The sequence below is a fragment of the Pseudaquabacterium terrae genome (assembly GCF_013266755.1).
GTDB lineage: Bacteria > Pseudomonadota > Gammaproteobacteria > Burkholderiales > Burkholderiaceae_C > Pseudaquabacterium > Pseudaquabacterium terrae.
Genome location: NZ_JABRWJ010000018.1, coordinates 1 through 19,421, shown reverse-complemented (window position 1 = coordinate 19,421; position 19,421 = coordinate 1). Strand labels below are relative to the sequence as shown.

The following is a 19,421-nucleotide window of genomic DNA, read 5'->3' as shown; positions in this document are numbered from 1 at the left end:
GTCATGACGACCACCACGCTCTCCAGCCGCGACTTCAATCAGGACACCGGCCGCGCCAAGCAAGCAGCGCGCAAAGGGCCGGTGGTGATCACCGACCGGGGACGCCCGTCGCATGTCCTACTCACCTACCGCGACTACGAGCGCCTTCTTGGCCGGGGCGTCAGCTTGCTCGATGCGCTGGCACAGCGCGACGGCGGCGACTTCGACTTCGATCCGCCTCGCGTCGAAGGCCTGGTGAAACCGGCCGACCTCGGCGCATGATCCTGCTCGATACGAACGTGGTCAGCGAGCTGCGGCGTCCCGCCCGAGCCGATCCGAACGTTCTGGCCTGGGCAGCCGACATGTCGGCCGCGCAGCTCCACCTGTCCGTCATCACCGTGCTTGAGTTGGAGCTGGGCATCCTGCGCCTGCAGCGCCGCGATGCCGTGCAGGGCGACGCCCTGCGCGCATGGATGGACGGGCAAGTGCTGCCGCAATTCGAAGGACGCATCCTGCCGGTCGACATCGCCGTCGCCTTGCGTTGCGCGCGGTTGCACGTGCCCGATCCGCGCGCCGAGCGCGATGCGCTGATCGCCGCCACGGCACTGGTGCACGGCATGACGGTCGCCACGCGCAACGAAGCGGACTTCCTGCCGACGGGCGTGCCCACCGTCAACCCGTGGGTCGCGCCGGCGACGCGGCCCCGCAAGACCGCGCGACGCCGTTCGTAGTGCTCAACCCGGCACCGGGAACCACGCCGGGTCGAGCGGCAGCACCTGGCCGACGATGCCGACCTCCACGGTGTTCAGGTCCAGCGTCGTCACCAGCGCCAGCAGCGAGGCCTGCGTGAAGGTGCCGTCGTTGACCAGGCCGGTGTACAGCGCCAGTGCGTCGGAGGGGATCGGCGATTCGACGATCGTGCTCCACAGGTGGGCGACCAGCACGTCGTTCGGCACGCCCGGCGCGTAGAAGTTGATCATCGCCTGCGCCAGGTCTTCCAGCGAGCCCAGCCGGTCCAGCGTCGCGGTCCATTGGCTCAGCAGCGCGGTGCTCGGCGCGCTGTCGAAGGCCGCGTTGAGCATCGCGTAGGCCAGGTAGGTGTTCTGCCCCGGCGCGGTGTCGGCGACGAGCAGCACGTCGCTGAAGCGCGCCCGCTCGAAGTTGAACAGCGTGTCGCTGCCGTCGCCGCCACCGCTGACCGTCAGCTGGGTGATCGACCCGCCGATGCCGTACGCCGCTGCCGGGCTGCTGAACACCGCCGTGTCGATGCCGCCGGCGCCTTCGAAGGTGTTGTTCGCCGCGGTGCCGCGGAAGAGGTTGTTGCCGGCATTGCCGGTGCCGTTCAGCGCCGCGCCGCTGAGCAGCAGGTTCTCGACGTTGTCGGGCAGCGTGTAGCTGACGCTGGAGCGCACCGTGTCGATGCCGCCCTTCACGCTCTCGGCGATGCGGTCGAGCGCGCTGGTGACGCTGTAGCTGTCGGGGCCGAGGCCGTGGCTGAAGGTGGTCGCGCCGTCGTTGTCGACGATCAGCCCGCCGGTCTGCGCTTGCGGCAGCGTGGCGTTGACCGGCGCGCTCAGGCTCAGCGTCCAGGTCTCGGCGGCCTCGGTCGTCGTGTCGTCGATCAGCGGCACCGAGACGACATGCGTCGTCTGCCCGGGCGCGAAGACCAGCGTGCCGAGCAGGCGCTGGAAATCGGGCGCCGAGCTGTTGTGGAAGGCGGTGCCGTTGACCAGGTCGAAGCCGACCTTCACCTCGTTGCCCGAGGGTGCACTGAGCTGCACCAGGAAGCCGGCCAGCACGTCGCCTTCGCTGACCGTGATCGGGCTGGAGCTCACCCGCGGCTGGCTGACCGGCGCGGTGTCGCTGCGGCCGATCAGCACCGCGCCGACCGCATCGGCCAGGCTGCCGCCGACGGGGTTGCTCAGCGTCAGTCGCAGCGCCTCGTCGAACTCGGCCAGACCGTCGTCGCTGATGTCCAGCGTGATCGTCTTCGAGACCTCGCCGGGCGCGAAGCTCAGCGTGCCTGACGCGGCGCGGTAGTCGCTGCCGGCCAGCGCGGTGTCGTCGCCGGTGGTGTAGTTGACCGTCACGGTGCTGACCGACGGCCGGTTCATCCAGACGTGCACGCTCGCCGTGCCGGCCTTTTCGTCGACCACCGCGTCGCCGATGCTGATCGCGGGAGTGCCGGCGACGGCATCGTTGTCGAACAGCCATGCCGGCGTGTAGCGCTGCGGAACGATTGCGTTGACGGGCGAGTTCAGGTCGAGCCACAAGGCTTCGCCGTTCTCGATGGCGGTGTTGTCGATCACCGGCACGGTGACCACGCGCGTGGTCTCGCCGGGGGCGAAGACCAGCGTGCCGAGATTGCGCTGGAAGTCGGGCGCGGAGCTGTTGTGGAAGGCCAGCCCGTTGACGATGTCGAAGTCGACCTCGACCTCGTTGGTCGACGGCGCGCTCAACTGCACCACGAAGCTCAAGCTCGCCTGGCTTTCGTCGCCGGCGATGGCATGCGTGGTGACGTAGGGCATGCTGGCCGGCGCGCCATCGCTGCGGCCGATCCGCGCCACGCCGCTGCCGTCGGCGAGGGTCGCATTGCTCGGACCGGTCAGGGTCAGCTTGAAGAACTCGTCGACCTCGGCTTGGCCGTCGTCGAAGAGATCGATCGTCACGGTCTTGACGACCTCGCCGGGCGCGAAGCTCAGCGTCTCGTTCACCGCGCGGTAGTCGCTGCCGGCCTGCGCGGTGTCGTCGGTGGTCGCGGCGGTCACCGTCACGGCGCTGATGGAGGGCCGGTTCAGGCTGACGAAGAAGCTCGCGGTCCCGGCGCTCTCGTCGACGCTCAGGTCGCTGACCGCGATCGCCGGCGTGCCGGCGACGCCGTCGTTGTCGATCATCAGCGCCGGGGTGTAGCGCTGCGGCACGGTGGCGTTGACGGGGGTGTTCAGGTCGAGCCAGAACAGCTCGGCGATCTCCAGCGCGGTGTTGTCGATCACCGGCACGCTGACGATGCGCGTGGTCTCGCCGGGCGCGAAGACCAGCGTGCCGAGGTTGCGCTGGAAGTCGGGCGCCGAGCTGTTGTGGAACGCGGTGCCGTTGACGATGTCGAAGTCGACCTTGACCTCGTTGGTCGACGGCGCGCTGAGCTGCACCACGTAGTGCAGCATCGGCTGGCTCTCGTCGCCGGCGATCGGCTTGGCCGTGATGAAGGGCGCGCTGACCGCATTGCCGTCGTTGCGGCCGATCTGCGCGCGGCCGCTGCCGTCGACGAGAGTGGCGTTGGCCGGGTTGGTGAGCAGCAGCTGGAAGACCTCGTCGGCCTCGGCTTCGGCATCGTCATGGATGTCGACGGTCACCGTCTTGACGACCTCGCCGGGCGCGAAGCTCAGGACCCCGGCCGCGGCGCGGAAGTCGCTGCCCGCAGCGGCGGTGGCCGTGGCTGTGGCGTAGTCGACAGTCACGACGCTGGTCGACGGCTTGTTCAGCCAGACGAAGAAGCTGCCGGTGCCGCTGCTCTCGTCGAGCACCACATTGCTGACGGCGATCGCCGGCATGCCGGCGGTGGCGTCGTTGTCGATCATCAGCGCCGGGGTGTAGCGCTGCGGCACGGTGGCGTTGACGGGGGTGTTCAGGTCGAGCCAGAACAGCTCGGCGATCTCCAGCGCGGTGTTGTCGATCACCGGCACGCTGACGATGCGCGTGGTCTCGCCGGGCGCGAAGACCAGCGTGCCGAGGTTGCGCTGGAAGTCGGGCGCCGAGCTGTTGTGGAACGCGGTGCCGTTGACGATGTCGAAGTCGACCTTGACCTCGTTGGTCGACGGCGCGCTGAGCTGCACCACGTAGTGCAGCATCGGCTGGCTCTCGTCGCCGGCGATCGGCTTGGCCGTGATGAAGGGCGCGCTGACCGGATTGCCGTCATTGCGGCCGATTTGTGCGACCCCGATCGCATCGACGATCGTCGCGTTGGCCGGATCGCTGAGTTGCAGCCGGAAGAACTCGTCGGCCTCCGCGGCACTGTCGTTGGCGATGCTGACAGTGACCGTTTTCACCGTTTCGCCGGGCGCGAAGTTCAGCGTGCCGCCCGCGGCCGTGAAGTCGCTGCCCGCCACGGCCGAGTCGTCGGCCGTGTCGTAGCGAACGCTCACCGTGCCGGTCGAGGGCCGGTTCAGCGTGACGAAGAAGCTCGCGGTGCCGTTGATCTCGTCGACGATCCGGTCGCCGACGGCGATCGCCGGCGTGCCGCTGGTGCCGTCGTTGTCCTGGATCTGGATCGGCGTGTAGCGCTGCGCGATCGTGGCGTTGACGGCGGTGTTCAGGTCGAGCCAGAACAGCTCGGCGCCCTCGGCGGTGGTGTTGTTGACGATGTTGACCTGCAGCGTCTTGCTGGTCTCGAGGGGCGCGAACACCAGCGTGCCGAAACTGCGCTGGAAGTCGGGGGCCGAACTGTTGTGAAAGGCCAGCCCGTTGACGGTGTCGTAGTTGACCTTGATCTCGTTGGTCGAGGCCTGGTCGAGCGTGATCGTCAGCGTGACGAAGGCGCTGCCTTCGCTGACGGCGACCGGGTTGACACGGAAGTAGGGCATGAAGGCTCCTTCGTCGGGATGGATCGCGCGTGAGGCGCGGACGAAGGCAGAGACGGCGCGAGTCGGATGAACGTCAGGGCGCGTGCTGGTCGGGGCGGCTGAGCATGAAGCCGGCCCAGTAGAAGGGGTGGCGCCAGGTGCCGTCGGTGCGGGTGCGGACCCGCGCTTGTGCGCGTTGCAGCGCGCGTGCGGGGTCCGGGTCGGCGCGCAGGCCGTGGTACAGCGCGCGCATCAGCGCGCCGGTGCTCGAGTCCTCCACCCGCCAGAGGCTGGCGATCACCGCACCGGCGCCGCGCCGCGTCAGCAGTGCCGCCAGGCCGTCGACCTCGCGGCCGTCGGCGCCGTGTGCGCCGCCGAGGCCGGTCTCGCAGGCCGACAGCGTGATCAGCGCCTGGCCGCGCCAGTCGATCGCGGCGAAGGCGTCCAGCGACAGGCGCTGCGCATCGCCGGTCAGCAGCCAGCTGCGGCCGATGTGACCGGGCCGCAGCACGAAGTGCGTGCCCAGGTGCAGCAGCTCGCGGCGCGCGGCGGGCTGGGTGCGCACGCTGTCGGCGGCGGCGCGCAGCCGCTCGGCCGTGAAGCGCTCGTTGAGCCAGCCGACGCCCGGCAGCAGGCCGCGCTCGCAGGGGCCGTCTGCCGCGTCGAGGCCGGTGACCTCGCCGTCGACGATGCCGCAGAGCTCGCGCGACACCGCCTGCAGCGCCGGGAAGCCGGCCAGCGCGCGGCTGACGCCGAAGGCGCGAACGTAGGCCGCGCGTGGCGCGGTGGGAGCGGACGCGCCCGGCGCCGCGGCGGCCGCCTCCAGCGGCTCGATGCGCTGCTCGATCGCGAAGCGCTCGCCGAGGTACTGCCGGCCATCGTGCAGCGCGGCGAACGGCAGGTAACGCAGGGCGCCGTCCAGATGCAGCACCAGGCGCTGCGCGCGTGCGGCCTGCGCGGCGCGCACGATCGGCGCACCGAGCGCCGCATGCAGCGACTGCAGCAGCGGCAGCGCATCGTCGCGGCGGCCGATCTGCGCCAGCAGCCGGCCGATGTCGCGCGCCAGCGCCGCCGGGTCGATCGGCAGGCGCTGCACGTCGCGGCGCTGCGCGCTGTCGAGCACCAGGTTCAGGTGCGTCGCGCTGCCGAACAACCAGACCGCCAGCGTGCCCGGCGGCGGGCGTGTGCGCCCCGGTGCCCGCGCGGCGCGCGCCGGCGCCGGCGGCTCGTCGGCGGCCTCGCGCAGCAGCGCCTGCCAGGACGCGATCCGCGCGGCTTCGGCTGCGGCGCCGTCGCCGCCCGCCTTGGGCGACTGGGCGCGCCAGCCCGCCTCGCGCGGCGTCAGCGCCGGGCCGCCCGCCAGCGCGGCGGCGCCGTCGCGGCGCACGAAGTCGAGGAACTCCTCGGTCTTCAGCAATCGCAGCACGTCGAGTGCCTCGTCGATGCGGCCGTCCTCGGCCAGCCAGTCGGCCAGGCGCCGGTACACCGCATGTTTGTCGGCGACGAACTGGCGCTCGCTGTCGCGCGCGGTGCGCGAGAAATCGCGCCGCATCGCCTCGATCTGCTCGACCGCCGTCTTGCCGAAGCTGATCGCCAATGCGCGCGCGCCGCTGCGCCGCAGGTGCTGCGCCAGCGCGTCGTGGGCGATCCACAGCGGATGGGCGGTGCCGGCGCTTTGCGCCGCGGCCAGCGCGCGCAGGTGGTGCTCACGCGCCTCGGCACCACGGCCGGCGGCATCGGCGGCGAGTCCTAACGCATGATGGACGCGGAAGCGGTGCAGCGGCACGACGTCATTCAGCGCCGGCAGCCGTTGCCGCAGCGCGTCGCAGGCCTCGCCCGTCAGCCGGCCCGACACCTGCGCGATGCAGCGGTGCACCGTCGACACCTCGACGAAGACATGGCGCTCGCCGATCGCCGCGGCGATCAGCGGCATCGAGCGCGCGTGCAGCGCATCGACCTCGGCCCAGCGGCCTTGGCTCGCGGCCAGCGTCGCCTGCAGGCGCAGCAGCCGGCCGTGCCAGTAGCCGAAGCTCGCGTCGCGGCCGGCGACGGCCAGCCCCTCGTCGATCACGCCCTGCGCGGCTTCAGCGTCGTTGAGCCGCGCGTACAGCTCGGCCAGGTTGTCGAGCAGCCGCAGCCGGCGCAATGCCGGCATCGAGGGGTTGTCGCGCAGCAGCGCGCGCGCCTCCTCGAAGCGCGTTTGCGCCTCGGCCAGCCGCGACAAGTGCATCAGGCAGGTGGCGCGGTTGTTCAGCGCGACGAGGTGCATCGCCGGTGTCTTCGGGAAGCGCTGCTGCGCGAACGCAACGGCCTCCTCGGCCACCGCCAGCGCCGGCTCGTACTGGCCGCGGTCCTGGTGCAGTGCCGACAGGTTGTTCAGCACGCCGAGCTGCGCTGCCGGCGAGACGGCAGGATGCAGCGCCATCAGCCGGCGGCCGTCGCGCAGCGCGGCCTCGGCCTCGTCGCCGCGGCCGAGCTGCGACAGCATCGCGCCGAGGCTGGCCAGCGCGTCGAAGGCGTCCGGCGCATCGGCGCCGTCGAGCTCGCGGATCAGGGCGACCTCGGCGCGCGCATGGCCGATCGCCGCGGCCAGGTCCTGGCGGGCATAAGCCTGCATCGTGCGCTGGTTCAGCAGGTCGCCCATCTCGCGGCTCTTCGCGAGGCCCGCGTCGTGCAGCTCGCGCTCGGCTTCGCCCAGCAGCGCCTCGGCGCGGTCCAACGCATCGGGGGCTTCGCGCAGCGTGCGCAGCGCCTGCGCGTGGCCGATGGCGGCATGGGCGAGCAGCCGGCCGCGCTGGTTCAGCGATCGCAGCAGCGCCAGCGCCCGCTCGTAGTGCGGCGCGGCGCGCGCGTAGGCGCCCTGGTCGGCTTCCAGCGTCGCCTGCGCAATCGCGAGCTCGGCGGCGAACAGGCTCGCCGGCGGCGTCTGCGCGAGCAGTTGCTGCAGCAGCGCGGCGGCGGTGTCGTAGCGGCCGTTGGCGGTGAGCGCCTGCGCAAGCTGCAGGCGCTCGGCCGGCGCGGCGTCCGCGGTCTGCCGCGCGCAGGCCCGCGCCAATGCGGCGGCCGGGTGGTTGCGGCGCAGCGTCTCGGCGTCGGCGGCGAGCCACGCCGCTTCGGCGGCCGGCACGCCCGCGCAGGCATCGGCCGGCTGCGCCGGCGCGGCCGCGGCGAAGGCAGCCAGGCCCAGCGCGGCGAGCCAGCGTTTCACGGTGCCGCTTCGATCTCGATGCGCACGCTGCCGTCGGCGCCGCGCACGAAGCCACGCTGCGCCAGTCGGGCGCTCGCATCAGGCGTTAGGGGCGACGGCCACTCTGCATCGAGGCCGAAGCGGCCGAGCCGCTCATAGCGGCGCACGCTCGCGCCAAGGGCTTCGAGCTCGACCGCCAGCTGATCGCGCCGCGCCTGCGGCCGGGCATCGCGCAGCAGCTGCACGCCGTCGATTGCTTCGCCGCGCAGGACGGTCGGCGCCTCCGGCTCCGGGGGTTGAAGCAGCGGCAGCAGCAGCACGAGCCCGACGCAGCCCGCCGCCAGTGCGCCGCCCCAGGCGCGGGAAGCCCCGAGCCAGGCGCGCCAGCGCTGCCAGCGCTCGGCGCAGCCGGCGCACCAGCGCCGGCGCTGCTGCAGCAGCCCGGCGGCTGACGCGGCCTGCAGCAGCCGGGCTTCGGCATCAACCGCGGGCTCGGCCTGCAGCTCGGGCCGCCAGCTGCGCGCGGCGGCACGCAACAGCTGCGCTTCGAGCACGGTCGCCGGCGCGGTGCCGGGCCGCGGCCTGCCGGCCAATGCGGCCGCCCAGTCCTCGGCATCGTCAGACGGATTCATCGGCGGCCTTTCGCGGTGAGTCGGCTTCGCGTGGCGGCGCGCTGCCGCTGGCGAGCAGGTACCACTCGTGGAAATACAGCCGCGCCTTCTTGCGGCACTGCGACAGGTACTCGCGCGTCGCGCCCGGGCTGCGCTGCAGCAGCACGGCGATCTCGGCCGGCTCCAGGTCGTCCTCGGCGATCCAGCGCACGACGTTGGCGGCCGCCGGGTGGTCGCGCTGGAAGCGGGCCTGGCAGGCGCGGTACACGCGCTCGAGCTCGGCGATGCTCATCAGCTGGTCCGGCGCCGTCGGCTGCGCGGCGTGGCGCTGCAGCGCGGCCTCGACCTCGGCGAACACCTGGCCCTGCTCATCGGCCAGCGGCTCCTCGGGGCGCCGGCGGCGCAGCTGGTCGGCCGCGCCATGGCGCAGCACGCTCTTCAGCCACGGGAACAGCTCCGACTCGCCGCGGTACTGCGCACAGCGCTGCCAGGCCTTGATCAGCGTGTCCTGCAGCAGGTCGCGCGCGGCCTGCAGCTCGCCGAGCGCGGCCATCGCCTCGTGCAGCAGCGCGCGGCCGTAGTCGCGCTGCAGCTCGCGCAGCGCCTCGGCGATGCGCGGGCCGCCGGCGCTGCAGGCGCGCATGAAATCATGCCGGTCCATCGGGGCACGATGCCACAAGCCGGGGCCAATCGGGGAGAGGGGCAGGGCGCTGCAGGTGAAAGCCATCGTGAAAGTCATCGTGAGTGAGGGACGACGCGGCCGCCGATTCGTCAGGCCCCGGCGCGTTAGAGTGCCGCGCATGGCACAGACCCCGCGCCTGCCCCAGGACGCCGACAGCCTGCTGAAGCTGGCGGCGCGCTCGATGTTCGACCTCTACGCGCAGACGGTGCAGGGCATGATGGTCGTCGACCGCGAGCACCGCATCGTCTGGATCAGCGAGGGTTACAAGCGCTTCCTGCCGGCGCTGGGCTTCGAGGCCGAGTCGGAGTTCGTCGGCCACCGGGTCGAGGAGGTGGTGCCCAACACGCTGATGGCGCAGGTCATCGAGACGGGGCAGCCGATCATGGTCGACCTGCTGACCAACAAGGCCGGCACCTTCCTGGTCAGCCGCGTGCCGCTGCGCGACGAGGCCGGCGAGGTCATCGGCGCGCTCGGCATGGTGCTGATGGACCACCCGGAAAGCACGATGCAGCCGCTGATGGGCAAGTTCAGCCGCCTGCAGCGAGAGCTCGAGACCACGCAGCGCCAGCTCGCCGCCGAGCAGACGCGCAACCGGCGCTCGAAGTACACGATCGCCGGCTACATCGGCGCCAGCCCGGCGGCGCTGGAAGTCAAGCGCCAGGCGCGGCGCGTCGCCGGCACCGAGTCGACCGTGCTGCTGCTCGGCGAGACCGGCACCGGCAAGGAGCTGCTGGCGCATGCCATCCATGCGGCGTCGGCGCGCGCCGCGCGGCCCTTCGTCGGCGTCAACATCGCCGCGGTGCCGGACACGCTGCTCGAAGCCGAGTTCTTCGGCGTGGCGCCAGGCGCCTACACCGGCGCCGAGCGCAAGGGGCGCGACGGCAAGTTCAAGCTGGCCGACGGCGGCACCTTGTTCCTCGACGAGATCGGCGACATGCCGCTGGCGCTGCAGGCCAAGCTCTTGCGCGCGCTGCAGGAGCAGGAGGTCGAGCCGCTCGGCAGCAACCAGGTGATCAAGATCGACGTGCGGGTGATCGCCGCGACCAGCCGCGACCTGGGCGCGATGGTCACGCAGGGCCTCTTCCGCGCCGACCTGTACTACCGGCTCAATGTCCTGCCGATCCGGCTGCCGGCGCTGCGCGAGCGCCTGACCGACCTCGAAGCGCTGGCCGAATCGCTGCTCGACGACATCGCGCGGCGCAGCGGCCTGGCGCACAAGACCTTGTCGACCGAGGCGCTCGACCGATTGGGGCAGCACGCCTGGCCGGGCAACATCCGCGAGCTGCGCAACGCGCTGGAGCAGGCGGCGCTGATGACCGACGAGATGCGGCTCGATGCGCAGCACCTGGAAGGCGCGCTGCAGCGCATGCCGGCTGATGCCGCCGGCCTGCCCGTGCTGCCGGCGGCGCCTGTCGTGCGCGCCATGCCCGCTCCGGCGCTCGCGCCAGCCGCCGCCGGCGCCGCACCGCCGCTGATCAAGCCGCTGCCGCAGGCGATCGCCGAGCTCGAGGGCCGCGCGATCCGCGAAGCGCTGGCGGCCACCGGCGGCAACAAGCTGGCCGCGGCGCGCCTGCTCGGCATCGCTCGCGCCACCTTGTACGAAAAGCTGCCGCTGGCCGAACGCGGCGATTGAGAATGACCGCCATGCACCGGATGCGACGGCTCGTGGCATGCCTGCTGGCGCTCGCTGCAGCGACTGCGGCGGGCGCCGTGTCGGCGCAGACCGAACCCGCCGGCCGCGGGCTGCGCTTCGAAGGCTTCGGCACGCTCGGCGTCGCGAGATCCGACATGAGCCCGCGCTACAGCTACCTGCGCGAGATCCTGCAGCCGGCGAGCGAGCGCGACACCCGGGCCGATGTCGACAGCCGCCTCGGCCTGCAGCTCAACTGGAGCCCGAGCCCGCGTTGGGACGTCGTGGCGCAGGCCGTGCTGAGCCGGCGCGCGCCGACCAGCCCGGCGCGCGAGGCGCTGACGCTGGCCTTCGCGGCCTGGCACCCGGGCGGCGGCTGGGACCTGCGCGCGGGCCGCCTCGCGCTCGACGCCTTCCTGCTCGCCGACTACCGCCACCTCGGCTACGCCTATCCGTGGGTGCGGCCGTTCCCCGAGTTCTACGGCTGGATCCCGTTCCAGTCCTTCGACGGCGGCGACGCCAGCTGGCGCTGGAGCGATGGCGGCGGTGCGAGCTGGCGCGCCAAGCTGCTGGCCGGCCGCGGACGCCAGACGATCCCCGGCCCGACCTCGGCCGGCGACGTGGTGCTGCGCTCGAACGCGATCGCCGGCGCGGTGCTGACGCGTGAAGCCGATGGCCTGACGCTGAAGCTGAGCCTCGTGCGTTCACGCAGCCGGCTGCAGCCGACGGCGCTGTACCAGCCGCTGATCGACGGCCTGCACGGGCTGCAGGCATTGCCGCTGCCGCTGGCGGCCGAGGCCGCCGAGCTCGAGCGCAACCTGCTGTTCGACTGGTTCACCGCGCGTTATGCCGGCTTCGGCGCCAGCTACGAGCATGGCGACTGGCTGCTGCACGCCGAAGTGAGCGTCATCGACGCCGCGCGCACGGCGAACGATGGCCGCCATGCCTATGCCAGCGTCGGGCGGCGCTTCGGCGACTTCACGCTCTTCGTGGCCGGCGCCTACGCGCGCTCGTCGCTGGCGCCGCTGGCGCGGCCGCAGTGGGCCGAGCAGCTCGCGCCGCTGGTCGGGCCTGAGCTGGCGGCGCAGGCGCAGGCCGTGGGGGATGCGGCGCAGGCGGGCGGCAATGCCGGGCGGATGGACCAGCGCTCGATCTCGATCGGCTCGCGCTGGGATTTCCACGACCGGCGCGCATTGAAGCTGCAGCTCGACCGCGTGCGTTTCGGGCCGAACGGCTCGGGCCTGTGGGGCGGCGCCGGGCCGCTGGCGTCACGCGGGCACGTGCTGTCGGCAACGCTGGACTTCGTCTTCTGAGGCCACGATGCGTCGCGCCGCGCTGCTGCCCCTGCTGCTGCTGGCCCTGGCCGGCACGGCCGCGCAGGCCGACAGTTATGTGATCGTGCACACGGCGAACCCGCTGAAGGCGCTGACGCAGAAGGAGGCGATCGACCTCTTCATGGGCAGGAGCCGCAGCTTCCCCGGCGGCGACTTTGCGCAGACCTTCGACCTGCCGCGCGACAGCCCCCTGCGCGCTGGCTTCTACCAGGCGCTGACGGGGCAGAGCGTGGCGCAGGTCAACAGCTACTGGGCGCGGCTGATGTTCACCGGCCAGACGCTGCCGCCGCAGCCGCTGCCGAACGAGGCGGCGATGGTCGACCTGGTCAAGCACAACCCGAACGCGATCGGCTACCTCGGCCACGAGCCGGCCGACAAGGGCCTGCGCGTGGTGCTGGTGCTCAAGGATGGGCGCTGACTCCGGTCGTGCCGAGCCGATCGCCGCGGTGAACGGCCGCTGGCCGGTGCTTCGCCTGCGCAGCCTGCAGCTGCACTTCACGCTGGTGCTGGTGGTCGGCGCGACGGTCGTCAGCGTCTTGTTCGGGGCGCTGGCGTACTTGCTCGGTTACGAGCGGGCGATCGACTTCCGGCGCGAGGCGCTGGGCGCGATGGCCCAGGCGGTGGAGAAGACCGCGGCGGTCGGCGCCTATGCGCGCGACGCCATCCTGCTCGACGAGCTGACCGGGGGCCTGGCGCGCAACCCGATGGTGGCGCGGGTGGAAGTGCGCGCGCCCGACGGCACGCTGCTCGCGCAGCGTGGCGAGCCGCGCGCGGCCGAGGTCGCCGACGTGGTGATCGTCACGCCGCTGGCCGCGCCTTTCGACAGCAAGGAAATTGTCGGCAGCCTGCGCATCGAGGCCGACCAGGCGCGGCTGCGCGCCGATGCGCGCGGCCGCGCCGGCGCGCTGGCCGCGGCGATGGTGGCGCAGACGGTGGTGCTGGCGCTGCTGCTGTACGTCTTCGGCGCGCGGCTGGTGTCGCAGCCGATCGTGCGGCTGGCGCACGAGCTGCGCGAGGCCCAGCCGGGCAGCGGCCGCCGCCTGACGACGCCGTGGAGCCACCGCGACGACGAGCTCGGCACCCTGATCGCCGGTGCCAATGCGCTGCTCGAGACCAACGACGCGGCGCTGCAGCGCGAGCGCGAGCTGCGCGGCAGCGTCGAGGCGATGGAGGCGCAGTACCGCCAGATCTTCGACTCGACCAGCGCCGGCATCTTCGTGCTCGGCCCCGACGGCCGGCTGATCAACGGCAACCCGACGGTGCTGAAGGTGATCGGCGTGCCGGTCGAGCAGATCCGCCAGTGGCGCGGCAGCGAGTTCGTGCGCCGCGTCTTCGCGCGGCCCGAGCGCGTCGAGGCGATGATCGACGAATCGATCGCCCGCGGCGAGACCGTGTCGGCCGACCTGGAGCTGATGCGCAGCGATTCGGTCGCGCGCTGGGTGCACTGCCTGATCTCGGTGCAGGGCGATGCCGCCACCGGCAGCGACATGATCGAAGGCGTGATGTACGACATCACCGACCGGCGCCGCGCCGAGCACGACGCGCGCCACCAGGCCGAGCACGATCCGCTGACCGGGCTGAAGAACCGCGCCGCGAGCGAGGCGCAGATCGACCGCTTCATCGCCGAGGCGGCAGCCGCCGGCGGCGCGATGGCGCTGCTGTACATCGACCTCGACGGCTTCAAGCAGGTCAATGACCGGCTCGGCCACAAGGCCGGCGACGCGGTGCTGCAGCGCTGCGCCGAGCGGCTGCAGGCCGCGGTGCGGCGCGCCTCGGACCTGGTCGGCCGCATCGGCGGCGACGAGTTCATCGTCGCGCTCACCCACAGCGGTCCGCAGGACATCGCCGTCGCGCAGATCGCGCAGCACATCGTCACGCTGCTGTGCGAGCCGCTGGCGATCGACGGCGAGCCGGTGCAGATCGGCGCGTCGATCGGCATCGCCTGCTTCCCGCACCACGGCACGCAGCGCCGCCAGCTGATGCAGGCGGCCGACGAGGCGATGTACGAGGTCAAGCGGTCGGGGAAGAACAGCTTCGCGATGGCGGCGGCGCCGAGCAGCGCGGCGTGATCAGAAGCTGTGCTTGGCGACGGGCACCAACGCGCCCGGACCGGGCGTCAGGTGGCCGAACGGCGGCGGCTGGCTCGGATGCCGAGCAGCGCCATGCCCACCAAGGCCAGCGTCGCCGGCTCGGGGATGGCGGCCGGGTCGAACTGCAGGTCGTCGAAGGCGCCGAACTGCGACGCGGTGCTCACGAGGCGCAGATACGCGATGTCGTTGCCGCTGATGGAAAGCTGCTGCCAGCTGCTCGACAGCGCCAGGGAATCGGAGTCGACCAGGTTGTTCAGGGCATCGAATGCCTGGAGCGTCGCGGTACCGCCTTGATTGGACGCGGCCCAGATCGATGCGCTGCCGAGGGTCGCCGTGATGATGGCGTCGAACTGGCTGCCCGTCACCGCGGTGTTGTAGGCGAGGAAGTCGGTTCCGCTGTGGGCGTTGAAACCGAAGCCTCCGCACTGGTTGAGCACTTCCATCTCGGGACCGTTCACGGCCTGGAAGGTCACGCCCAGCGCGGCGTACTGGTTGGTCAGGGGCGCCTGTCCCGAGAAAAGGCAGGGCGCGGCCAGGTCGTCGAAGTTGATCGTGGTGACCGCTGCCTGAGCGCCGCCAAGGCTGAACAGGGCGGCAGCGGTCGCTGCCAGGGCTTTGAAGTTCATGAATCCTCCTCAGGAATTACGGACCTCGCGCCCGGCTGCAACATTCGTACCAGTCCTTGCGGGGCTTGGCGGATCAAGGACTTAGCGTGCTCGGCGTCGAGCTCGACGAGTGGTGTGTCAAGAAGCTCGACGCGTGCGAAGGGATGCCCAGCGCGGTGGCGGGCTGCCGGTGCCCATGCGCGCTAGCGCCACCGCACGCGCATTCGGTGCGAATCAGAAGCTGTGCTTGATGCCGACGTCGTAGCCGTTCGAGCGTGACTGCCGGTCGGTCTTGGCCGAGCCGACATCGGCGTACAGCATCGTGCGCTTGCTCATGTCGTAGTGGAAGCCGAGGCCCCACTTCGTCGAATCGTTGTTCGCGCCGTCGGGGTTGATCTTCGACCAGCCGAGCAGCACGCGGCCGAGGCCGATCGGCACGCTCGCGCCGACCATTGCCGACTTCGTGTCGACGCCCGCGAACGACGTCGACTGCGCGATCAGCACCCGCGGCCGCACGACACCGAAGTCATACGCACCGCCCAGCAACCACATCTTGGCTTCGGGCTTGCCGGCGGCGACGTTCTTCGCGCGATCGACCGCCGCGGCGGCGTAGATCGGGCCCTTGCTGTAGACCACGTTGGCACCGACGGCGTTGCCGCGGTTGGTTGCGTTCTCGCCCAGCGCCACCATGGTCAGCACCGTCAGCCCGCTGAAATCGGGTGTGCGCCACTGGATCATGTTGTTGTTGCGCGGCCCGCCGTCGTTGCCGGCGTAGCGTGCCCAGGTGGTCGCCAGGCCCATCTGGCCGACGGTGTTCCAGGCCCACGGATCGAGCGCAACCGACGGGTAGAAGGCCGGGTTGTAGTCGCGGCCCAAGGTCAGCGTGCCCCACTTCGGGCTGCGCAGGCCGACGACAGAGCGCCCGGTCCAGAACGGCGTGGCGGCCACGCCATCGTCGGCCGAGAAGCGGTGCTCGATGTCGAAGAACGCGGCCAGGCCGTCGCCCAGGTCCTCGCTGCGGCGGAAGCCGAGGCGGTTCTGCCAGGCCGGCTTCACCACCGTCTCGTTGCGCAACCCGGCGCCCGAGTTCGCGGCGATCGATGCGCCGTCGTTCATCTTGACCAGGCCCTGGTCGACGATGCCCCAGATGGTCACCGACTGGGCGGCGGCGGGGCCGGCGGCGAGCGCCAGCGTGGCGAGCAGGGGAGCGGCGTAACGGGACGGCGTGTTGCGCATCGAAGTCTCCAACGACAGTGAATGAATGGTGGAAGATCGGTAAGCCAACTAAATGGCGGGAAAGAAGGCCCGCGGCGCGGGCCTCACGGGGAGCGGCGCGCCCGCAGGCGGCCGCATGGGGTCACTCGCGGCGGAAGTTGTCGTGACAGCCCTTGCAGGTCTTGGCGGTCTCGCCGAAGGCGGCCTTCAGGTTGTCGAGGTTGCCGGTCTTGGCGGCGGCCAGCAGCCTGGCGGCCTCTTCCTGCTGGCGTGAGGCCGCTGTCTTGAACTTGTCGGCCTCGCCCCAGACTTCGGCCTTGGCGCGGGTGTTGCCCTGCCCCGAGCCGTCGGTGAAGCCGGTGAAGGCCAGCTTCGAGACCAGCGCCACGACCTCGGCGTTGTCGGCCGCGGCCTTGGCGTCGAAGGGCACGCGGCCGTTGGCCATCGCGCCCAAGCGGCCGAAGTGCGCGCCGGTCAGCGCCATCGCGCTCTGGCGGTACTTGATCGCGTCGTCGGGCTTGGCGAACTGCGCGTGCGCGGGCGCGGCCAGCGCGGCCAGCACGATCAGGGACATCGTCTTCATCATGGGTTGAACTCCACAGGGGTGAATCAGTCAGCGCGGGCGCCGGAAGCCTTGACGACCTTGCCGAGGCGCTCCGTTTCGGCGGCCATGAAGCTGGCGAAGGTCTCCGGCGTGCTGATGCCGACACGGATCGCCGTCTCGTTGAGCCGGCGTTGCACCTCGGGATCGCGCGCCGCCTTGGCCAGCGCCTGGTTCAGCTGCGCGATCACCGGCTTCGGCGTGCCGGCCGGTGCCACCAGGCCGAACCACGCGGTGACCTCGACGCCGGGCACGCCGGCTTCGGCCAGTGTCGGCACGTCGGGCAACTGCGCCAGGCGCTTGCCGTCGGCGACCGCCAGCGCGCGCACCTTGCCTTCCTTGACGAAGGGGATGATGCCGACGCCGTCGAAGAAGAAGTCGACCCGGCCGGCCAGCAGATCCTGCATCGCCTGCGCGGTGCCGCGGTAGGGAATGTGCTGCGCGTCGACCTTCGCCGAGTCCTTGAACATCTCGGCCAGCAGGTGGCCGCCCGAGCCGACGCCCTGCGACGCGAAGCTCATCTTGCCGCCGCTGCCCTTCATCTGCGCCACCAATGCGGCGACGCTGGTCGCCTTGCTGTCGGCGGGCACCACCAGCACATGGGTCCAGCTCAGCAGCGAGGTCACCGGCTCGAAGTCCTTCACCGGGTCGTAGCTCAGCTTCGAGTACAGCGTGCGGTTGATCGCGTGGCTGCCGATGTTGGCGAGCAGCAGCGTGTGGCCATCGGCCTTGGCCGCTTTCACCGCCGACGCCGCGATCTGCCCGCCGGCGCCGCCGCGGTTGTCGACCAGCACCTGCTGGCCGAGCGCTTCGGCCAGCTTGGCGCCGATCAGCCGGACGCTGGAGTCGGCGATGCCGCCGGCCGGGAAGGGCACGACGATGGTGAGTGGCTGGCTCGGAAAGGCCTGGGCCAGCACGCCGGGCGCGAAGGCGGCAGCCAGCGGCAGCGCGGCGCCGGCCGCCAGCAGGCGACGGCGGGTCGGGCGACGGAAGGTGAACATCACGGGTCTCCGGTCATTGATGAACAGCTGATCGTTGGTATGCTATTCATTGGTTGACGGATGTCAAGCGTGGTTCCCACTTTTTCGAGGCTGCCTACAATGCCCCCCATGTCGCTCGAAAAGTTCTATTCGCGCCCGGGCCACCTGATCCGGCGGCTGAACCAGATCTCGATGGCGCTGTTCGCCGAGGAGACCCAGCCGCTGGACCTGACCTCGGTGCAGTACGCGGCGCTGAACATGATCCAGGAGGTGCCCGGCATCGACCAGGCCAGCCTGTCGAACATGATCGCCTTCGACAAGACGACGATCGTCAAGGTGCTCGACCGCCTGGTCGACAAGCAGCTGATCACCCGCACGCGCTCGGAGACCGACCGGCGGGTCAATCACCTGAACGTGACGGGCAAGGGCACGGCGCTGCTGAAGGAGATCCACCCGATGCTCGATCGCAGCGACAAGCGCATCCTGGCGCCCTTGTCGGAGGCGGATCAGCGCAAGTTCATGGAGATGCTGTCGCGGCTGGTGCAGGTGAACAACATCTACAGCCGGGCGCCGTTGGATACCTCGTTGCAGGAGGACCTGATGGCGAAGGGGCGGAAGTCGAGGGGGGCGGCGCGGAAGGGTTGAGTTCGGGCGGCGGCACTGGGAGGCGGCGGCTCGTTGGATGGCGCCCCCGTGGATTCTGGGGGAGCCCCCCGAGACTAGCTGACGGGCGTCTTCACGGCGGCAAGCGTCGGCAGAGCGCGCGACTCAGAACGCTTTGGCGCTGCCCTGGGCTCAGCTGCTCATTGCGACTCAAGGATCCATTGAGCTCGTGAGCCATCCCTCGGGCAGATGACGGCTGCACGGCGGCAGCCACGAGCGGCCCTTGCAACGAACGGGCAAGTCCGGCGATAGTTATCGTTAGCCTGCACGCAACACTTCGGGGAGCTCGCGATGAATCGGCGCGCCCTGCATCTCCTTCTCTCTCGGCAGAAGCTCTTCGTCGACTGCGCCTCAGTGACCAAGGAAGTAGCTGCGCTTGCTAAGGCATACGAAGTAGCGAGCGAAGACGTGATCTACAAGGAAGGTGATCGCGCCGACCAAGTCATTTACATGATTCTTGGGGGAAGCGTCGAGCTTCGGCGAGAGGGGGCACTAGTTCGGTCCCTCGCTCCGGAGGAATTCTTCGGCGAGTTACCTTTGCTTGATCCGTCCGCCAAGTACACCGTCACAGCGGTGGCGACGGAAGGCACCGTTGTCGCAACGATACCTTGGCCTCGCCTGGAGCCAATTGCAGACGCGTTCCCTAGGATCTGGCGGAATCTAGCCAGTGTGCTGGCTCAACGACTCAGAGCCGGTACGCAAGTGCCGACAAACTCGTTCTTGGGTGCCTCCGCTCCAAGGGTCGACACGGCGCGCGTATTCGTCGCCATGCCATATTCGATGCCTTGGTCGCGGGAGGTAGAGGCGACGATCTCCGAAGCGTGCAGGAATTGCGGGTTTCAGTCGGACCTAGCAAAGGACAACGATGGGCGAATGCTTGTTCAAGACATCTGGCGATCGCTAACACGGAGCCGAATTGTGGTCGCTGACATTTCAGGTTCAAATCCAAACGTTGCGTACGAAATAGGCCTCGCTGATGCTCTTCAGCGGGAAGTGATTCTTCTCACTCACAGCGCCGACACTCCTGTTGACTTCCAAGGATCGAGGCTACTGACTTACGCTCATTCGAGGGAAGGACTGTTGAGCTTGCGCGAACAACTGAGCAAGCGCCTCGCGGCATTACGTCGACAACTGGATCCGAGCTTTCCAGGTGCGACCTAGCCGGCCTAAGCGCTGCAGACCACTACTGGGACCTCGGCGAACCGTGAGGACAATTCCCGGCCTGGACTTAAGATGCTGTACGCCCGAAGTGGCGTAGAAGGGCGCGCGCACCATGAGTCGAATC

Annotated in this window: 16 protein-coding genes; 8 read left to right on the top strand and 8 right to left on the bottom strand. The window is 70.5% G+C overall.

Annotation, left to right across the window (positions count from 1 at the left end):
- Positions 1 to 3: 3 nt before the first annotated feature.
- Entirely contained in the window at positions 4 to 261 is a 258-nt protein-coding gene (locus HLB44_RS34495) for a type II toxin-antitoxin system Phd/YefM family antitoxin (RefSeq protein WP_173134719.1), read from the top strand.
- A complete protein-coding gene (locus tag HLB44_RS34490; protein ID WP_173134716.1) occupies positions 258 to 710 on the top strand; it encodes a type II toxin-antitoxin system VapC family toxin in 453 nt (150 codons plus the stop codon). The genes HLB44_RS34495 and HLB44_RS34490 overlap by 4 nt, the downstream gene beginning before the upstream one ends.
- A gap of 3 nt (positions 711 to 713) precedes the next feature.
- Here the strand turns inward: HLB44_RS34490 and HLB44_RS34485 are convergent, their stop codons facing one another.
- The 4 genes from HLB44_RS34485 to HLB44_RS34470 form a co-directional block, all read right to left on the bottom strand.
- Positions 714 to 4,559: a Calx-beta domain-containing protein gene (locus HLB44_RS34485; protein WP_173134713.1), complete on the bottom strand. Its 3,846-nt coding sequence runs from the start codon at positions 4,557 to 4,559 to the stop codon at positions 714 to 716.
- A gap of 73 nt (positions 4,560 to 4,632) precedes the next feature.
- Positions 4,633 to 7,746, bottom strand: a complete 3,114-nt coding sequence (locus HLB44_RS34480; RefSeq protein WP_173134710.1) for a CHAT domain-containing protein — start codon at positions 7,744 to 7,746, stop codon at positions 4,633 to 4,635.
- A complete protein-coding gene (locus HLB44_RS34475) occupies positions 7,743 to 8,357 on the bottom strand; it encodes a hypothetical protein (protein WP_173134707.1) in 615 nt (204 codons plus the stop codon). Before HLB44_RS34475 ends, HLB44_RS34480 begins: the two co-directional genes overlap by 4 nt.
- Complete coding sequence (locus HLB44_RS34470; RefSeq protein ID WP_173134704.1) at positions 8,344 to 8,997, bottom strand: RNA polymerase sigma factor; 654 nt, start codon at positions 8,995 to 8,997, stop codon at positions 8,344 to 8,346. Before HLB44_RS34470 ends, HLB44_RS34475 begins: the two co-directional genes overlap by 14 nt.
- 139 nt (positions 8,998 to 9,136) lie before the next feature.
- Here HLB44_RS34470 and HLB44_RS34465 point away from each other — a divergent pair, with 139 nt between their 5' ends.
- From HLB44_RS34465 to HLB44_RS34450, 4 genes are read left to right on the top strand one after another with little or no spacing between them, the layout of a single operon-like run.
- A complete protein-coding gene (locus HLB44_RS34465) occupies positions 9,137 to 10,651 on the top strand; it encodes a sigma-54 interaction domain-containing protein (RefSeq protein ID WP_173134702.1) in 1,515 nt (504 codons plus the stop codon).
- Positions 10,652 to 10,662: 11 nt separating this feature from the next.
- Positions 10,663 to 11,961 carry a hypothetical protein gene (locus tag HLB44_RS34460; protein ID WP_173134699.1) on the top strand — a complete coding sequence of 433 codons (1,299 nt, stop codon included), beginning with the start codon at positions 10,663 to 10,665 and terminating at the stop codon, positions 11,959 to 11,961.
- Positions 11,962 to 11,968: 7 nt separating this feature from the next.
- Entirely contained in the window at positions 11,969 to 12,400 is a 432-nt protein-coding gene (locus HLB44_RS34455) for a type 2 periplasmic-binding domain-containing protein (RefSeq protein ID WP_217283930.1), read from the top strand.
- Complete coding sequence (locus HLB44_RS34450; RefSeq protein WP_173134697.1) at positions 12,390 to 14,051, top strand: sensor domain-containing diguanylate cyclase; 1,662 nt, start codon at positions 12,390 to 12,392, stop codon at positions 14,049 to 14,051. The genes HLB44_RS34455 and HLB44_RS34450 overlap by 11 nt, the downstream gene beginning before the upstream one ends.
- Before the next feature lie 47 nt (positions 14,052 to 14,098).
- Here the strand turns inward: HLB44_RS34450 and HLB44_RS34445 are convergent, their stop codons facing one another.
- From HLB44_RS34445 to HLB44_RS34430, 4 genes are all read right to left on the bottom strand, one after another.
- A complete protein-coding gene (locus HLB44_RS34445) occupies positions 14,099 to 14,698 on the bottom strand; it encodes a PEP-CTERM sorting domain-containing protein (RefSeq protein ID WP_173134687.1) in 600 nt (199 codons plus the stop codon).
- Positions 14,699 to 14,911: 213 nt separating this feature from the next.
- Positions 14,912 to 15,913: a porin gene (locus HLB44_RS34440; RefSeq protein WP_173134684.1), complete on the bottom strand. Its 1,002-nt coding sequence runs from the start codon at positions 15,911 to 15,913 to the stop codon at positions 14,912 to 14,914.
- A 121-nt stretch (positions 15,914 to 16,034) separates the two neighbouring features.
- The gene (locus HLB44_RS34435; RefSeq protein WP_173134680.1) at positions 16,035 to 16,475 is read right to left on the bottom strand and encodes a c-type cytochrome; all 441 of its coding nucleotides are present in this window, start codon (positions 16,473 to 16,475) and stop codon (positions 16,035 to 16,037) included.
- 26 nt (positions 16,476 to 16,501) lie between these two features.
- Positions 16,502 to 17,494, bottom strand: coding sequence for a Bug family tripartite tricarboxylate transporter substrate binding protein (locus HLB44_RS34430; RefSeq protein ID WP_173134679.1), 993 nt, complete (start codon positions 17,492 to 17,494; stop codon positions 16,502 to 16,504).
- Positions 17,495 to 17,602: 108 nt separating this feature from the next.
- On the opposite strand from HLB44_RS34430, the gene HLB44_RS34425 reads away from it, so the two are divergent.
- Together HLB44_RS34425 and HLB44_RS34420 are read left to right on the top strand one after the other, a co-directional pair.
- Positions 17,603 to 18,118, top strand: a complete 516-nt coding sequence (locus HLB44_RS34425) for a MarR family winged helix-turn-helix transcriptional regulator (protein ID WP_173134676.1) — start codon at positions 17,603 to 17,605, stop codon at positions 18,116 to 18,118.
- A 309-nt stretch (positions 18,119 to 18,427) separates the two neighbouring features.
- Positions 18,428 to 19,297: a Crp/Fnr family transcriptional regulator gene (locus HLB44_RS34420; protein WP_173134673.1), complete on the top strand. Its 870-nt coding sequence runs from the start codon at positions 18,428 to 18,430 to the stop codon at positions 19,295 to 19,297.
- Positions 19,298 to 19,421 lie beyond the last annotated feature (124 nt).

Bases quoted from the DNA above. Each gene is read 5' to 3' on its own strand.
- HLB44_RS34450 (WP_173134697.1), top strand. From the start codon at position 12,390: ATGGGCGCTGACTCCGGTCGTGCCGAGCCGATCGCCGCGGTGAACGGC.
- HLB44_RS34455 (WP_217283930.1), top strand. From the start codon at position 11,969: ATGCGTCGCGCCGCGCTGCTGCCCCTGCTGCTGCTGGCCCTGGCCGGC.
- HLB44_RS34440 (WP_173134684.1), bottom strand. From the start codon at position 15,913: ATGCGCAACACGCCGTCCCGTTACGCCGCTCCCCTGCTCGCCACGCTG.
- HLB44_RS34420 (WP_173134673.1), top strand. From the start codon at position 18,428: ATGAATCGGCGCGCCCTGCATCTCCTTCTCTCTCGGCAGAAGCTCTTC.
- HLB44_RS34465 (WP_173134702.1), top strand. From the start codon at position 9,137: ATGGCACAGACCCCGCGCCTGCCCCAGGACGCCGACAGCCTGCTGAAG.
- HLB44_RS34485 (WP_173134713.1), bottom strand. From the start codon at position 4,559: ATGCCCTACTTCCGTGTCAACCCGGTCGCCGTCAGCGAAGGCAGCGCC.
- HLB44_RS34460 (WP_173134699.1), top strand. From the start codon at position 10,663: ATGCACCGGATGCGACGGCTCGTGGCATGCCTGCTGGCGCTCGCTGCA.
- HLB44_RS34435 (WP_173134680.1), bottom strand. From the start codon at position 16,475: ATGAAGACGATGTCCCTGATCGTGCTGGCCGCGCTGGCCGCGCCCGCG.
- HLB44_RS34445 (WP_173134687.1), bottom strand. From the start codon at position 14,698: ATGAACTTCAAAGCCCTGGCAGCGACCGCTGCCGCCCTGTTCAGCCTT.
- HLB44_RS34490 (WP_173134716.1), top strand. From the start codon at position 258: ATGATCCTGCTCGATACGAACGTGGTCAGCGAGCTGCGGCGTCCCGCC.
- HLB44_RS34470 (WP_173134704.1), bottom strand. From the start codon at position 8,997: ATGGACCGGCATGATTTCATGCGCGCCTGCAGCGCCGGCGGCCCGCGC.
- HLB44_RS34475 (WP_173134707.1), bottom strand. From the start codon at position 8,357: ATGAATCCGTCTGACGATGCCGAGGACTGGGCGGCCGCATTGGCCGGC.
- HLB44_RS34495 (WP_173134719.1), top strand. From the start codon at position 4: ATGACGACCACCACGCTCTCCAGCCGCGACTTCAATCAGGACACCGGC.
- HLB44_RS34430 (WP_173134679.1), bottom strand. From the start codon at position 17,494: ATGTTCACCTTCCGTCGCCCGACCCGCCGTCGCCTGCTGGCGGCCGGC.
- HLB44_RS34425 (WP_173134676.1), top strand. From the start codon at position 17,603: ATGTCGCTCGAAAAGTTCTATTCGCGCCCGGGCCACCTGATCCGGCGG.